Here is a 12,008-nt window from a genome sequence, read left to right as displayed (position 1 = left end):
CAATAAACTGTACTTGTTCATATCTCTTATTGAAAAAGTGTTGGCAACCTTCCTGACCAATAGGATATCTCAAGAAAGAAATTTGATACGCTCCAACCCATCATAATACTTAAAAAAATAAATAAAATTTGTGCTTGAAATACTCGATTCTTACGTATAATTTTTTCTGGCATAATCGCTTGAAGCGCATAAAACGAAACACCAATAAAAAAGATATGTGAAAAAATTGCTAATAGGGGTTGGAACCCAAACATACTGCTCATTCATTTATCACCTTCTATGTTTTCAATGCCCACACTTTCATAATATATCACAATTTCATGCCTAATAGGACATGAACTTTTTTCCTTAAAAAAAACGGACAGAAGATAATATGTCCCCCTGTCCGTAGAAATGAATTGTTTATCATGCACCATGCATGATCCCGACAATTTAACTTTAATTAGCTATGGCTGTGTGCCTTGCTAAATGAGTTAAAACTTACCTTCGCCTACTCTAATTCTGTTGATAGCACGTTGCAATTCTAGTTCAGCCAGACGCAATTCTTTCTCGTCTTTCTCCGCTTGCAATTTTGCCTTCGCTCGATTTTCTGCGATTTTAGCACGCGCTACATCAATCGTATCAGCAGTCTCTGCAGCTGACGCAAGAACAGTGACAACTTCTGGACGAACTTCGATGAAACCACCGTGAACTGCTACAACATCAGTTGAGTCACCTTTTTGAACACGAAGCCCACCGATTTTAAGCGGTGCAACCATCGCAATATGGTCGGGAAGAATACCTAGTTCTCCAGTTTCAGTCGTTGCGATAACCATATCTGCTTCAGTTTCAAGAACAGGGCCGTCGGGAGTGACGATATTGACTTGTAATGTCTTCATATTAATTTCCCCTCCTGGTCCCTTCTAATCAAATAGGCTTCGGCAGCTGGAATGTACCATTTTGATACTGCCTGAAGCCTTTATTTGATTCGGCAGGGATTGAGTCCTGCTGTGTTAGTTAGGCTTCTACACCCATTTGTTTTGCTTTTTCGATTACTTCTTCGATGCGTCCAACTAGACGGAATGCATCTTCTGGAAGATGGTCGTATTTACCTTCGAGAATTTCTTTAAATCCTTTTACTGTTTCCGCTACTGGAACGTATGAACCTTTTTGTCCAGTGAACTGTTCAGCTACGTGGAAGTTTTGGGATAAGAAGAACTGAATACGACGTGCGCGTCCAACGACAAGTTTATCTTCATCGCTTAGCTCATCCATACCTAGGATTGCGATAATATCTTGAAGTTCTGCATAACGTTGTAGTGTACCTTGTACTTCACGTGCAACATTGTAATGTTCTTCTCCAACGATTTCGGCACTTAGTGCACGTGATGAAGAAGCGAGCGGGTCAACTGCTGGGTAAATCCCCATTTCAGAAAGTTTACGCTCTAGGTTTGTTGTTGCATCTAAGTGAGCGAATGTTGTTGCTGGCGCTGGGTCAGTGTAGTCATCCGCTGGTACGTAGATTGCTTGAATTGATGTTACAGAACCTTTATTTGTTGATGTAATACGCTCTTGTAACTGTCCCATTTCAGTAGCAAGTGTCGGCTGGTAACCAACCGCTGAAGGCATACGGCCAAGTAGTGCCGAAACTTCAGAACCTGCTTGTGTATAACGGTAAATGTTGTCAATGAATAGAAGTACGTCTTGACCTTGTTCGTCACGGAAGTATTCTGCCATTGTCAAACCTGATAATGCTACACGCATACGTGCACCTGGTGGTTCGTTCATTTGACCGAAGACCATTGCCGTTTTCTCAATAACGCCTGAATCTGTCATTTCGTAGAAAAGGTCGTTACCTTCACGTGTACGCTCTCCAACACCTGCGAATACCGAAATACCACCGTGTTCTTGAGCAATGTTGTTAATTAATTCTTGGATTAGAACTGTTTTACCTACACCGGCACCACCGAAGAGACCGATTTTACCACCTTTAATATAAGGAGCTAGTAAGTCTACAACTTTAATACCTGTTTCTAATATTTCAACTTCTGTTGAAAGGTCTTCGAATTGCGGTGCTTCACGGTGAATTGGATCACGACGTTCTGATGCCGGAATTTCATCGGCTAGGTCAATCGTGTCACCGAGTACGTTAAATACGCGTCCTAATGTAATGTCGCCAACTGGTACAGAAATTGCAGCACCTTTGTCTGTTACTTCAGAACCACGTTGTAATCCGTCTGTTGAAGACATTGCAATTGTACGAACTGCATCGTCACCTAAGTGAATTGCAACTTCAAGTGTCAACAGTTCAGGTTCTGCACCTGGACGTTCAATTTCAACAGTCAGTGCGTTGTAAATTTCAGGCAACTGGCCGTTATCGAACTTAACGTCTACAACCGGACCCATTACTTGAAGAACATGTCCTTTGTTCATGTTTTTTCCTCCTGTCTTACTATATAAGTTGAAACATTGACTTCCTTTCCGAGCGGACGCTTTCCCAGCTTCAGGAGGCAGATGCTCGAGTCATAAGCCAAATTAAATGTTACTTTTTTATTTCCACCTATATATCCCGTTTTACAAGTCTCTATCTAAGAGTACTTTATTTGTAAATGGGGGCGTCTCGCTTTATTCGAGCGCCGCTACCCCACCGATAATTTCAGTAATTTCTTGTGTAATTGCTGCTTGACGTGCACGGTTGAATTGAAGCGTTAAGTCATCAATTAACTCGCCTGCGTTGTCAGTTGCGTTTTTCATTGCTGTCATACTTGAAGCATGTTCACTTGCTTTACTATCGAGTAATGCCCCAAAGATAAGGCTTTCTGCGTATTGCGGTAACAATACTTCCAGAATTGCTTCGCCTGATGGCTCGAATTCATAAGAAGAAATCACCGTATCTTCAGTTGCAATATCCGTTAGTGGTAGCACTTTTTCCTCCGTAACTTCGTGGGAAATCGCACTAACATAGTGCGTATAGTACATATAAAGTTCATCATATGTACCGTCTGTGAACATACCAACAGCTTTATTAGCGATATCTTTAATTTCCGCAAAGGACGGGTGATCGGAAACACCGAGAACACTGTCAATTACGTTATAACCACGCTTCGAGAAGAACTCATACCCTTTTCGGCCAATTGCAAAAATGACTACATCGTCTAATGATGTATGACGTTCTGCAATGACGTTCACTACTTTTCGAATCATATTGCTGTTGTAGCCTCCGCAAAGACCACGGTCAGCAGTAATGACGATATAGGCAGTCTTTTTTACAGGACGACTCTTTAACATTGGATGTTCTGAGTCTGTTCCAGCAGCGATGGAAGCTGCTACTTCTTGTACCTTTTCCATATACGGAACGAAAGCTTTCGCATTCAGTTCTGCACGGTTCAGTTTAGAAGCAGAAACCATTTGCATCGCACGTGTAATTTGACTCGTTTTCTTTGTCGAATTTATGCGCGTTTCAATTTCGCGTAATGATCCCATTGGTTATTCACCACCTTTTTTGTTTTAGAATAAACAATATGTTTCGTATAGATTAACTTGATTCAGTAGGGAGATTGAACTCCCTATGATCGCCACTACTAAAAACGAGCATTTCTACCGTCAAAATGTTGAATTACTCAGATTTAGCGAAAGTCTTTTTGAAATCGTTAATCGCCGCTGCCATCTCTTCATCAGAAGGAAGGTCTTTTGTCGTACGAATCGTTTCTAAAACATTTGTGTGGTTTGATTCTAACCAAGTTGCAATTTCTGATTCGAAACGTAGAATATCTGCAACAGGAACATCATCTAAGAATCCACGAGTTAATGCATAAAGTGCAGTAACTTGAATTTCAACTGGAACTGGTTTATTTAGGTCTTGCTTTAGAATTTCAACTGTACGCACACCACGGTCTAATTTTGCTTGCGTAGCCGCATCTAAGTCAGAACCGAACTGTGAGAAAGCTTCAAGTTCACGGAATGCAGCTAGGTCAAGACGTAGCGTACCCGCAACTTTCTTCATCGCTTTAATTTGAGCTGATCCACCAACACGAGAAACTGATAGTCCCGGGTTAATTGCTGGGCGAACACCAGAGAAGAATAGATCAGATTGTAAGAAGATTTGTCCATCCGTAATCGAGATTACGTTTGTTGGAATATAAGCAGAAATATCCCCTGCTTGTGTTTCAACGAATGGTAGTGCAGTAATAGAACCGCCACCTAAATCGTCATTTAGTTTAGCTGCACGCTCAAGTAAACGGGAGTGCAAGTAGAAAACGTCACCTGGGTATGCTTCACGACCTGGTGGACGACGAAGTAATAGTGAAAGTTCACGGTATGACGCCGCTTGTTTAGATAAGTCATCATAAACAATAAGAACGTGTTTACCGTCGAACATAAATTCCTCAGCCATTGTAATACCTGCATATGGCGCTAAGTATAGTAATGGTGCTGGCTCAGATGCCGAAGCTGTCACAACGATTGTGTAGTCTAGTGCTCCGTTTCTACGAAGTGTTTCAACAACACCACGAACCGTTGACTCTTTTTGACCGATTGCAACGTAGATACAAATCATATCTTCGTTTGCTTGGTTCAAAATCGCGTCAATTGCAACTGTTGTTTTACCAGTTTGACGGTCTCCGATAATTAACTCACGTTGTCCACGTCCGATTGGAACAAGTGCGTCAATTGCTTTAATACCTGTTTGAAGTGGTTCGTGAACTGATTTACGTGCCATAACCCCTTGTGCTGGGCTTTCAATTGGACGTGATTTTGTTGTTTCAATTGGTCCAAGTCCATCCACTGGTTGTCCTAGTGGATTCACAACACGACCAATCAATTGTTCACCAACTGGTACTTCCATAATACGGCCTGTACGACGTACTTCATCGCCTTCTTTAATGTCTGTGAATGGTCCAAGGATAACGATACCTACGTTGTTCGCTTCCAAGTTTTGAGCCATACCCATAACACCGTTAGAGAACTCTAATAGTTCTCCAGCCATGACATTGTCAAGACCATGAGCACGAGCGATACCGTCACCAACTGTGATAACTGTACCAACGTCGCTAACTTCCATCTCAGACTGATAATTTTCAATCTGTTGTTTTAAAAGAACGCTGATTTCTTCAGCTTTAATGCTCATGAATAGGTCACCTCTCAAATTTCAAATTTAAGATCTAATTAGATCTCTTTGCAAACGATTTAGTTTGCCGCTTAAACTACTATCATAAATCCTGTTTCCAATTTGGAGGCGAATGCCACCAATTAGGCTTGAATCGATGATATTTTCAATACGCAATGACTGCTTGCCGATTTTCGCAGCAAATGTAGATGAAATTGCTTGAACTTCTTTTTTAGTTAATTCACGCGTTGAATAAACTTTTGCATCAGCTACACCAGCTGCATCGTTTGCAATCTTAATGAATTCGTCAACAAAGTTGATAATGTCATCGATGCGTTTCTTTTCAAGCAACAAGAATAATGTATTTTGAACATATTGGTTTGCTTTTTTAAATAGCTGTGCGAGTAGTTCTTTCTTTTCCGCGATTGATAATCTAGGGTTATGGAGTAATTCTTCAAGTTCTTGATTTGTTTGAAAGACTTCTTTTATCTCAAGTAATTCTTGTTGAATTTTATCAACTTTTCCCTTTTCTTGCGCTGTATTAAAAAGAGCGAGCGCATAGCGATTTGCTACGATTGATTTACTCATTGCCCATCGCCCGCTTTCGCAATCGTCTCCTCGATCAATGCGCGGTTTTCTTCCTCGGAAACTTCTTTTCCAAGTACTTTAGACGCCGCAAGAACGGAAAGTGATACGAATTCTTCTCGTACTGCTTGTACAGCTTTTTCTCTTTCAGAAGCAATTTCAAGTGAAGCTTCTTCTTTAAGACGAGATACTTCATTACGTGCTGCTTTAACGATTTCCTCGCGTTGGCTCTCACCTTGTTCACGAGCGTTTTCAACAATCGCTTGCGCATCTGTACGTGCGTCATTTAATAACTTACGTTGCTCTTCAAGAAGTTGTTGCGATTCAACTCGACTTTTTTCAGCCTGTTCAATTTCATTTGCAATCATTTCTGCACGTTGATCCATAACACCCATAAGTGGACCCCATGCATATTTCTTTAATAGCACCAAGAGAATCGTGAATAACGCGACCGTTACAATGATATCCCCAAGGTTTAATCTACCGTTAAGTTTTTCCAAAAAACCTGCATCAGCTGCATTTGCGGCTAAGAGGTGGAAGGTATCCAAAAACACGATTGTTTCACTCCCTTCAAGAGCTTATTACTCTTTAACATATGGATTATATAATGTTTTAAACTTTTACTGTCCAACTTTAGCTTTTCTTGTCATAAAGCAATGGCGAAGGAATACTGTTTCATTTCTTCGCCATTTTGAAAAGAGGATTATAAAGACAAATCCCCTAGTCTTTTCATTTAATTATCGGTTCATTACGATGAACGCAACAACAGCTGCGAAAATCGGAACAACTTCAACTAATGCTACCCCAATGAACATGTTCGTTTGTAGGAAACCACGTGCTTCTGGTTGACGTGCGATTCCTTCCTGTGTTTTTGCTACAACTTGAGCTGCACCTAGACCTGCTCCTAGTGCACCAAGACCAATTGCGATTGCTGCTGCTATTAGACCCATAATAATACTTCCTCCTAAAATTTCTTGTTTTTTTTTGATTCCCTTGATTCGGGTTATATGTTGACTAGTCCATTCTAACTTTGTTAGTCATATAGACCATCGTTAACATAACGAAAATAAATGACTGGATTCCACCTACGAATATAGAGAAGCCCATCCAGGCAACTCCTGGTACAATCGCTCCGATAAATCCAAAGATGCTTGAAGCACCTAAACCAGCGATTAGCGCGATAAGCACTTCACCAGCGTAAATGTTTCCATAAAGACGTAAACCAAGTGTTAATGTACTTGCAAATTCTGCAATGATGTTAAGTAGAAATAAGAATGGTAGTGGTTTAAGAAAATCTTTACCGTATCCACCTATACCTTTCATCTTAATACCATAATAGTGGGTTAAGATAATAACCATTGCTGCGAGTGTCATCGTAATCATTGGATCGGCTGTCGGTGATTTCCACCATAGTTCGTTGTCGACGATAACTGCTAGTGGCAAACCGAGTACGTTTGAGACAAATAGGAAAAGAATGAGTGTAATTCCAAGTATATGGAATCTTCCACCTGTTTTCCAGTCCATGTTACTCTTGATAATCCCTTTAACGAAATCCATGATCCATTCAAAGAAGTTTTGCATTCCTGTTGGCTTAACCTGTAGATTACGTGTTGCCATGATTCCAATTAGAAATACAATGATACAAGTTATGAGAAGCATCATGATGTTCGATAGATTGAATGTCATCCCCATAAACTCTCGCATTGGATGTCCATGGTCCATGATTCATTCACCTCCCTCATTCATTCGGAATTCGACTTTTCAATCAATAGTAAGATTATCTCTCAATCATTTAATTTAATGTAATGTATTATTTGAAAGCCTTTATTCTTACTTTGAAAAATCTTTACTGCTGTCTTACGTGGTAAATGATCCGCTCAACTACTAGAAGAGCATACGGAATGGCAAAGCCGATTACCGTACTGATCAGGTCGAACTGCTCCGGCATCGCAGTTGCAATTGCCGCTGCCGCAATACCAGATGCGAAACGCAACGCACTTCCAATTGAAATTCGACTTTTCCCTTCCGCGAACGCACGTTCAAATCGCTCTGATTTGCGAACGAGTATCCAGAAATTATACAAGCCAAACAATGTCCCTAAAATGAGTCCAGCAAAAACTGTGTTCCATCCAGTAATCACCCAACCGAGGGCGAATAAAGCAATTGTAAAAAAGGTTAATTTACGCTGTCTACTATGAATTTCCTGCAAATTTTGCATAATGCTGGATTCTCCTGCTTCTCGTTTCTGGATTTGGGTAAAGTGTTAAATTCAAGGATGTACGGGGTGGTTCCCGTTTCGCTGTCCAGCCTTATAACCGGCGAAGACTCCGAAAAGGGTGGAACCTGTCTAAGTTGCGAATGGACGGCCGTTTTTGATATGTATACTAGGCTTAATATCCCTATGCACATCAAGCGTTCGGTGAAATAATAGGTATTCTATGCAACAATTTTTTTGAAGTTTCATATGCATCGAACCCTATCAAGATTACCCTTTGTAATCATACAGTAGGCGAAAAATGATGTCAATTGATTCTCTGCTTTTTTTTATGATTCATCGATTTTTGTCAAACATCCGACAAAATTCAAATTGAATGTCTCCTATTGTAACCATTCATTTACTGTTTTATACAATTTTATACAATTTAATGTTTCTTCATATAAGAAACAAAACTGATTGATTTTCCATTAGACCAGCTAGTGAACAAATCGAACTTCCGAGCGTTCGGTTTGTATCACTTTTGCCCCTTAGGACAAGCCGTTTTAAGATTGTGCTGTAAACGACAGATATTCTTTTAAGGCCTCTACAATTCGTTCAGATGCATGTCCATCGCCGTATGGATTTGAAGCTTGGGCCATTTTATTGTAAGCATCTTCATCTGTAAGAAGTTCATCTGTTAAAGAAAAGATCACATCTTCATCTGTGCCAGCTAATTTAAGCGTCCCTGCTTCGATTCCTTCCGGGCGTTCCGTCGTGTCACGCAACACAATGACTGGTTTACCAAGAGATGGTGCTTCTTCTTGGATGCCACCTGAATCTGTCAATATAATATGAGATGCTGCCGCAAAGTTATGAAAATCGACGACTTCCAATGGTTCGATAAGTTTAACGCGGTGATTGTCTCCTAATATTTCATTCGCAAGTTCACGCACAACCGGATTCATATGTACGGGGTAGACCACTTGAATATCATTATGTTTCTCAAGCAATCTGTTAATCGCATTAAACATATTGCGCATCGGTTCGCCAAGGTTTTCACGGCGATGTGCTGTTAATAAAATTAACTTATCATTGCCTAGTTCTTCTAAAACTGGGTGCGAATACTCTTCACGAACAGTTGTATGAAGTGCGTCAATTGCCGTATTGCCTGTAATATGGATCGAGTCTTTGTCTTTTCCTTCATTCAATAAGTTCTGTGCTGATTTTTCAGTCGGCGAAAAATGAAGATCTGCAAGGACACCCGTTAATTGACGATTCATCTCTTCCGGATAAGGCGAGTATTTATCCCAAGTACGTAAACCAGCCTCGACATGCCCAACTGCAATTTTATTATAAAATGCAGCCAGGCTTCCGATAAATGTTGTAGCTGTGTCGCCGTGCACAAGCACAATATCAGGCTGCGCCTCTTTCATGATTGCATCGAGCCCTTCTAGTCCTCTTGTTGCAACATCGACTAAGGTTTGTCTGTCTTTCATAATGTTTAAATCGTAGTCTGGTGTAATGTCGAATGTTGCGAGCACTTGGTCTAGCATTTCGCGGTGTTGAGCCGTAACCGTTACAATCGATTCAATGTCTTCGCGATGCTTGTTTAACTCAAGTACGAGGGGCGCCATTTTAATCGCTTCTGGTCGAGTGCCAAATATCGTCATTACTTTCCACTTTTTTGACAACGATATCTCTCCTCTTATTTTGTTCCAAACAGTCTATCGCCTGCGTCACCAAGGCCTGGAACGATATAGCCTTTTTCATCAAGCTTTTCGTCGAGTGCAGCAATGTAAATATCCACATCAGGATGAGCGTCTGTCATTGCTTTAACCCCTTCAGGCGCTGCAATTAAACACATAAAACGAATACTTTTTGCTCCGCGTTTCTTCAATGAATTTACAGCTTCAATAGCTGATCCACCTGTCGCAAGCATTGGGTCAACGAGAATTAAGTCACGCTCTGACACGTCTTTTGGCAATTTCACATAGTATTCAACTGGCTCAAACGTCTCTGGATCACGATACAGCCCGACGTGTCCAACTTTCGCCGCTGGAATTAAATTTAGAATTCCTTCTACCATGCCGAGTCCCGCACGTAAAATAGGAATAATTCCTAGTTTCTTTCCTGCAAGAACATCGGACTTTCCTTTACCAATCGGCGTTTCAATTTCTTTTTCCGTTAAAGGTAGGTCACGTGTAATCTCATACGCCATTAATGTTGCAACTTCATCAACCAGTTCACGAAACTCTTTCGTCCCTGTATTTATATCACGTATGTAAGTCAATTTGTGTTGAATTAATGGGTGGTCTAGCACTTGAATTTTTGGCATATTCTTTCACTCCTTTTAAAATATCCAGTTTAGTATAGCAGAATGAAACTAATCTGGCACCAAGAAAGTTATCTGTTTCAAAAAAGACATATTTAACAATTTTACAATTAACGAACTATGTTGATTTCCGTTCCGGTCGGACGCTTTCCGTGGGGCTGGCGGTGAGCCTCCTCAGTCGCTTCACTCCCTGCGGGGTCTCACCTGTCCAGCTAATCCCACTGGAAGAGCCGTCACGAAGAACGGCTTTTGCGACCAAAAAGCGAAGCGTTTGAGAGCACGCCCTCCACTTCAATCAACGAAAACACACATACTAAATTGCCGAATACTAACAATAACAATTATGAAATTGATCCTTTAATACGTCTCAATCTTTCCTCGCCCCGACAACATTACATCGTTATCTAGTCCATCAACAACCTTATCTTTTCCTCTTCTCCGATTTTCAAACGTGTACAGACGCAATAGGCAAATCCTACCAACAACTTTCAAACAAAAAACAAGCCACTTTCAAATTGAAAGTGGCTTCGCATTCATTATTGATAAAGTGGGAATTTGTTTGTGATTGCTTGTACGCGTTCGAGTGCTTCTTTTTTAACATTTTCATCTTCATGGTTTTTAAGAAGGAATGCCATAATTGAAGCAATTTCTTTCATTTCTTCTTCTTTAAAGCCTCTTGATGTAACTGCTGGCGTTCCAATTCGAATACCTGATGTCACAAATGGACTTTCTGTATCAAATGGAATTGTATTTTTATTTACTGTAATGCCAACTTCATCCAAGACTTCTTCAGCGATTTTCCCAGTAATGCCCAGGGATTTAAGGTTTAGAAGTAGAAGGTGATTGTCCGTTCCGCCTGAAACGATATCAATTCCTTCTGCTACAAGTGCTTCTCCTAATACTTTCGCATTTTTCTTCACTTGTTGGATATATGCTTTGAACTCAGGCTTTTGCGCTTCACCAAAAGCAACTGCTTTCGCTGCAATGACATGCATAAGTGGACCACCTTGAATACCCGGGAAAATTGACTTATCAATTTTACGACCGAACTCTTCTGTCGTTAAAATCAGTCCGCCGCGTGGGCCACGTAACGTTTTATGTGTTGTTGACGTTACGAAGTGTGCATGTGGAACTGGATTCGAATGTTCTCCAACTGCAACTAGACCAGCAATATGCGCCATATCTACGAATAAATAAGCGCCGACTTCATCTGCAATTTCACGGAATTTAGCAAAGTCAATTTCACGTGGATACGCACTTGCTCCTGCAACAATCATTTTCGGCTTATGCTCAAGCGCTTTTTGACGTACATCTTCATAATCGATTTTCTCGTTTTCTTTACTCACACCGTATTCAACAAAGTTGTATAGTTCTCCAGAGAAGTTAACTGGACTACCGTGTGTTAAGTGACCACCATGTGATAGGTTCATTCCGAGTACTGTGTCGCCTGGCTTAAGTACTGTGAAATAAACAGCCATGTTTGCTTGTGCACCTGAGTGTGGTTGAACGTTCGCGTATTCTGCACCGAAGATTTCTTTCAGACGATCGCGTGCGATATTTTCTACAACATCCACATGTTCACATCCGCCGTAATAACGTCTGCCAGGATATCCTTCTGCATATTTATTCGTCAATACTGAACCTTGTGCTTCCATAACTGCCTCTGTTACAAAGTTCTCAGATGCGATTAGTTCAATATTCGCTTGTTGACGCTTTTTTTCCGCCATAATTGCTTCGTAAACTGCTTCATCTCCAACTTTCACATGATTCAGTTCTGCTGAAAGTTCTTTAATCTTTACATGGTCCATCAG

General features: G+C 40.7%; 13 protein-coding genes. All 13 read right to left on the bottom strand.

Annotated features, from left to right (window positions below; genetic code table 11):
• Window positions 1-26: 26 nt before the first annotated feature.
• The 13 genes from AB1H92_RS02100 to glyA all read right to left on the bottom strand — a co-directional run bounded on the left by AB1H92_RS02100 (window position 27) and on the right by glyA (window position 12,005).
• Window positions 27-263 carry a DUF1146 family protein gene (locus tag AB1H92_RS02100; protein WP_115359944.1) on the bottom strand — a complete coding sequence of 79 codons (237 nt, stop codon included), beginning with the start codon at window positions 261-263 and terminating at the stop codon, window positions 27-29.
• Between the two features lie 210 nt (window positions 264-473).
• The gene (locus AB1H92_RS02095) at window positions 474-878 is read right to left on the bottom strand and encodes a F0F1 ATP synthase subunit epsilon (RefSeq protein WP_115359943.1); all 405 of its coding nucleotides are present in this window, start codon (window positions 876-878) and stop codon (window positions 474-476) included.
• Window positions 879-996: 118 nt separating this feature from the next.
• Window positions 997-2,412, bottom strand: a complete 1,416-nt coding sequence (gene atpD, locus AB1H92_RS02090) for a F0F1 ATP synthase subunit beta (RefSeq protein ID WP_115359942.1) — start codon at window positions 2,410-2,412, stop codon at window positions 997-999.
• A gap of 192 nt (window positions 2,413-2,604) precedes the next feature.
• Entirely contained in the window at window positions 2,605-3,462 is an 858-nt protein-coding gene (atpG, locus tag AB1H92_RS02085; protein WP_115359941.1) for an ATP synthase F1 subunit gamma, read from the bottom strand.
• A gap of 133 nt (window positions 3,463-3,595) precedes the next feature.
• Window positions 3,596-5,104 (bottom strand): F0F1 ATP synthase subunit alpha, encoded by a 1,509-nt coding sequence (gene atpA / locus AB1H92_RS02080; protein ID WP_115359940.1) that lies wholly within the window; start codon window positions 5,102-5,104, stop codon window positions 3,596-3,598.
• 27 nt (window positions 5,105-5,131) lie between these two features.
• Window positions 5,132-5,671, bottom strand: a complete 540-nt coding sequence (locus AB1H92_RS02075; protein ID WP_115359939.1) for a F0F1 ATP synthase subunit delta — start codon at window positions 5,669-5,671, stop codon at window positions 5,132-5,134.
• Complete coding sequence (atpF, locus tag AB1H92_RS02070) at window positions 5,668-6,222, bottom strand: F0F1 ATP synthase subunit B (RefSeq protein WP_115359938.1); 555 nt, start codon at window positions 6,220-6,222, stop codon at window positions 5,668-5,670. The genes AB1H92_RS02075 and atpF overlap by 4 nt, the downstream gene beginning before the upstream one ends.
• A gap of 183 nt (window positions 6,223-6,405) precedes the next feature.
• The gene (gene atpE, locus AB1H92_RS02065; protein WP_075528993.1) at window positions 6,406-6,618 is read right to left on the bottom strand and encodes a F0F1 ATP synthase subunit C; all 213 of its coding nucleotides are present in this window, start codon (window positions 6,616-6,618) and stop codon (window positions 6,406-6,408) included.
• Between the two features lie 64 nt (window positions 6,619-6,682).
• The gene (gene atpB, locus AB1H92_RS02060; RefSeq protein WP_115359937.1) at window positions 6,683-7,390 is read right to left on the bottom strand and encodes a F0F1 ATP synthase subunit A; all 708 of its coding nucleotides are present in this window, start codon (window positions 7,388-7,390) and stop codon (window positions 6,683-6,685) included.
• A 124-nt stretch (window positions 7,391-7,514) separates the two neighbouring features.
• A complete protein-coding gene (locus AB1H92_RS02055) occupies window positions 7,515-7,886 on the bottom strand; it encodes an ATP synthase subunit I (RefSeq protein ID WP_115359936.1) in 372 nt (123 codons plus the stop codon).
• A 542-nt stretch (window positions 7,887-8,428) separates the two neighbouring features.
• Window positions 8,429-9,535: a non-hydrolyzing UDP-N-acetylglucosamine 2-epimerase gene (gene wecB / locus AB1H92_RS02050; RefSeq protein WP_370475547.1), complete on the bottom strand. Its 1,107-nt coding sequence runs from the start codon at window positions 9,533-9,535 to the stop codon at window positions 8,429-8,431.
• Between the two features lie 35 nt (window positions 9,536-9,570).
• Window positions 9,571-10,200: a uracil phosphoribosyltransferase gene (gene upp, locus AB1H92_RS02045; protein WP_115359934.1), complete on the bottom strand. Its 630-nt coding sequence runs from the start codon at window positions 10,198-10,200 to the stop codon at window positions 9,571-9,573.
• Window positions 10,201-10,733: 533 nt separating this feature from the next.
• Window positions 10,734-12,005 (bottom strand): serine hydroxymethyltransferase, encoded by a 1,272-nt coding sequence (gene glyA, locus AB1H92_RS02040; RefSeq protein WP_115359933.1) that lies wholly within the window; start codon window positions 12,003-12,005, stop codon window positions 10,734-10,736.
• Window positions 12,006-12,008 lie beyond the last annotated feature (3 nt).

It is taken from the genome of Sporosarcina pasteurii, assembly GCF_041295575.1.
GTDB lineage: Bacteria > Bacillota > Bacilli > Bacillales_A > Planococcaceae > Sporosarcina > Sporosarcina pasteurii.
The sequence above is the reverse complement of the archived record's forward strand: the minus strand, read 5'-3'. Positions and strand labels throughout refer to the sequence as shown.

Excerpts from the sequence above, each read along its gene's own strand:
- wecB (WP_370475547.1), bottom strand. The coding sequence starts at position 9,535 with ATGACGATATTTGGCACTCGACCAGAAGCGATTAAAATGGCGCCCCTC.
- atpG (WP_115359941.1), bottom strand. The coding sequence starts at position 3,462 with ATGGGATCATTACGCGAAATTGAAACGCGCATAAATTCGACAAAGAAA.
- upp (WP_115359934.1), bottom strand. The coding sequence starts at position 10,200 with ATGCCAAAAATTCAAGTGCTAGACCACCCATTAATTCAACACAAATTG.
- AB1H92_RS02075 (WP_115359939.1), bottom strand. The coding sequence starts at position 5,671 with ATGAGTAAATCAATCGTAGCAAATCGCTATGCGCTCGCTCTTTTTAAT.
- atpD (WP_115359942.1), bottom strand. The coding sequence starts at position 2,412 with ATGAACAAAGGACATGTTCTTCAAGTAATGGGTCCGGTTGTAGACGTT.
- AB1H92_RS02095 (WP_115359943.1), bottom strand. The coding sequence starts at position 878 with ATGAAGACATTACAAGTCAATATCGTCACTCCCGACGGCCCTGTTCTT.
- AB1H92_RS02055 (WP_115359936.1), bottom strand. The coding sequence starts at position 7,886 with ATGCAAAATTTGCAGGAAATTCATAGTAGACAGCGTAAATTAACCTTT.
- AB1H92_RS02100 (WP_115359944.1), bottom strand. The coding sequence starts at position 263 with ATGAGCAGTATGTTTGGGTTCCAACCCCTATTAGCAATTTTTTCACAT.
- glyA (WP_115359933.1), bottom strand. The coding sequence starts at position 12,005 with ATGGACCATGTAAAGATTAAAGAACTTTCAGCAGAACTGAATCATGTG.
- atpB (WP_115359937.1), bottom strand. The coding sequence starts at position 7,390 with ATGGACCATGGACATCCAATGCGAGAGTTTATGGGGATGACATTCAAT.
- atpA (WP_115359940.1), bottom strand. The coding sequence starts at position 5,104 with ATGAGCATTAAAGCTGAAGAAATCAGCGTTCTTTTAAAACAACAGATT.
- atpE (WP_075528993.1), bottom strand. The coding sequence starts at position 6,618 with ATGGGTCTAATAGCAGCAGCAATCGCAATTGGTCTTGGTGCACTAGGA.